The 2,580-nt window shown below is 56.1% G+C and carries 3 protein-coding genes; all 3 read right to left on the bottom strand.

Annotated elements, in window-relative coordinates; all coding sequences use genetic code 11:
- The coding region (locus E3W21_RS31495) for a hypothetical protein (RefSeq protein ID WP_218570186.1) at window positions 1–183 on the bottom strand (183 nt) is incomplete at its 3' end.
- A complete protein-coding gene (istB, locus tag E3W21_RS28865; protein ID WP_134423048.1) occupies window positions 170–973 on the bottom strand; it encodes an IS21-like element ISPsy20 family helper ATPase IstB in 804 nt (267 codons plus the stop codon). The genes E3W21_RS31495 and istB, both read right to left, overlap by 14 nt.
- Entirely contained in the window at window positions 966–2,465 is a 1,500-nt protein-coding gene (istA, locus tag E3W21_RS28860) for an IS21 family transposase (RefSeq protein ID WP_134423046.1), read from the bottom strand. Before istA ends, istB begins: the two co-directional genes overlap by 8 nt.
- Window positions 2,466–2,580 lie beyond the last annotated feature (115 nt).

Here is a 2,580-nt window from a genome sequence, read left to right as displayed (position 1 = left end):
TGTTGGCGCTGATTGAAAACTGACCCACCCTGCCGATTGAAAAATGACCCAGGACGGATTGCTGATTTTTGTCCCAGCAATTGTGGATAAGCTTAGCAGCAGTGTTCTGGTTGAAGACGCATCCAGCCCCACCGCATGTATGCATGCAGCAGGGCAATTATGGAGCGGATCAAAACTGCTCATCGTCCTCGAAATCATCCCCATTCTTGCGCTTTCGCTCCCTTGATTTGATCTTTGTCTGAGCGGCCAAGGTGCTGTGTTGAAGGCGGTACGACTCGTTGCCCGTTTCGACGATGTGGCAGTGGTGTGTCAACCGATCCAGCAACGCAGTAGTCATCTTGGCGTCGCCAAATACGCTCGACCACTCCGAAAAGCTGAGGTTGGTGGTGATCACCACGCTGGTGTGCTCGTACAGTTTGGACAGCAGGTGAAATAACAGGGCGCCGCCGCTTTGGCTAAAAGGCAAATACCCCAGCTCATCCAGTATCACCAGGTCTGTGCGAAGCAGTCCCTGGGCGATTCGCCCTGCCTTGCCATCGTACTTTTCACGCTCCAGCAGGTTCACCAAATCCACCGTAGAAAAGAAGCGCACGCGTTTGTTATGGGCCGTGATTCCGGATACAGCCAGGGCACTGGCCAGGTGTGTTTTTCCGGTTCCCGGCCCACCGATGAACACGACATTCTGCGCGGTTTCAGTGAACGCCAAGCTGGATAGATCGCTGACCAGCCGGGCATCAGCGCTGGAAGCGCTGAAGTCAAACCCAGCTAAATCACGGTGCATGGGAAGTTTGGCCATGTTCATCTGATGATTCACCGAGCGCACCGCGCGATCCGCATGTTCCTGCTGAAGCAGATGTTCCAGCAGCCATTTCGATGAAGCCGTCGACGCTGTTCCTTGAGAGACCAGTTCTTCCCAAGCACCGGCCATGCCGTGCAGGCGCAGTTCTTTGAGTTCCGTCATTAGGTCACGCATTGCGATTCTCCTCATCAGTCGAACGGAGCCGGTCGTAGCGCGCCGTATTGGCAACAGGCGCTACCTTGAGTTGCAAGCTGGTTTCTACGCAGGGAGGTGGTGCAGTGGAGGTCAGGCGGGCAAGGACATTGAGGATGTGATCGGCGCTCAGACTTCCCGACTCAAGTACCAGCTCCACCGCAACCAGCACCGGTTCGAGACCGGCGATAGGCACAGCAGCCAGTACCTGCATCATGATTCGATCACCGTTGGTGTGACGCCTCAGTCCCCGTTTGAGAAGCAGCAACGGCTTCGGTAGATCGGCAAATGGCGCGCCATTACGCAGTGCACCGGGCTTGCGTTCGATGAGTGGGATGTAATGCTGCCAGTCAAAACTGACCTGATCTCGATCAAAGAGGCGCTCGTGGCTGGCGATCACCGTTTCATCGGCGATGACCATGATTCGCGAAGGATACAGACGGCTGCTGACCCACTGGCCAACTCGCTCACATGGCACTGAATAGCGATTTCGCGCCACGCTGATCAGGCAGGTGCTGGAGACCCGCACGGTACGTTCGACATAGCCATCAAACGCTGTCGGCATCGGCATCATTTCAACCCGCTCCAGCTCCAAGACCTCAGCCACCGTCAGCCCGTTGTACTGAGGATGCACCAGCTCGCTCCAGAGCGACCGGCAGCGTTGACCGAGCCAGATATTCAGTTCTTCGAAGGTGTGAAACATGCAGTCTTGAGCGTCGATCCAAATGCGCCGCCGGCTGTCTTGGACGTTCTTTTCAACGATGCCTTTTTCCCAACCCGAGGCGACGTTGCAGAAGTCCGGGTCGAACAGGTAGTGGGCACACATGACAGCAAACCGGGCATTGACCGTGCGGCCTTTGCCTTTGTTGACCTTGTCGACAGCCGTTTTCATGTTGTCGTAAATGCCGCGACGCGGGACTCCGCCAAGCGCACCAAAAGAGCGGGTGTGGGCATCGAACAACATCTCGTGGCCTTGGCTGGGATACGCAACCAACCAGAACGCGCGACTGGCGCACAGCTTCATGTGGGAGACCTGGATGCGTCGGAACAGGCCGCCGATCAGCAGACCTTCTTCGCTCCAGTCAAATTGAAAGGCCTCACCCAAGGCAAAAGTCAGCGGTACAAAAGCGCGTAAAGACTTGCCTTGCTCGCCTCGCCAAGAGCGTACAAACGCCGTGAGCTGGCTGTAGCCGCCGTCATAACCCTCAGCCTTGATCTGTTCGAAAAGTGCTTTGGCGCTTCTGCGGTTATGCTTTGCCCGAAACGAATCGGCTTTCAGCGCCTGTTCGAGCGTGTCGTGGAATGGGCTGAGTTTGTTGAAGGTTGCGCACCGTTGGTACGCCGGCTGAGTGGCTTCGGGCGCTCTGACCCACTTTCGGATAGTGTTTCTCGACAGCCCGGTACGCTTGGCTATCTGATGCAGCGAGAGCTTATCGCGGAAGTACATCCGCCGGATTTTTCCCAACATTTCCATGCTTATCACCCTGTGTTCTCCTGCTCGAAAAGTGAGCAGAAGCAGTTGAACACCTGGGTCAGTTTTCAGTCGGCAGAACAGCCTCTACTGGGTCAGTTTTCGGTCAGCGGCAACA

The organism is Pseudomonas sp. F01002, from assembly GCF_004402115.1.
Lineage (GTDB): Bacteria > Pseudomonadota > Gammaproteobacteria > Pseudomonadales > Pseudomonadaceae > Aquipseudomonas > Aquipseudomonas frigoris.
This window is presented reverse-complemented; position numbering and strand designations above follow the sequence as displayed.

Coding starts and splice junctions, on each gene's coding strand:
- istB (WP_134423048.1), bottom strand. CDS start 973: ATGCGTGACCTAATGACGGAACTCAAAGAACTGCGCCTGCACGGCATG.
- istA (WP_134423046.1), bottom strand. CDS start 2,465: ATGGAAATGTTGGGAAAAATCCGGCGGATGTACTTCCGCGATAAGCTC.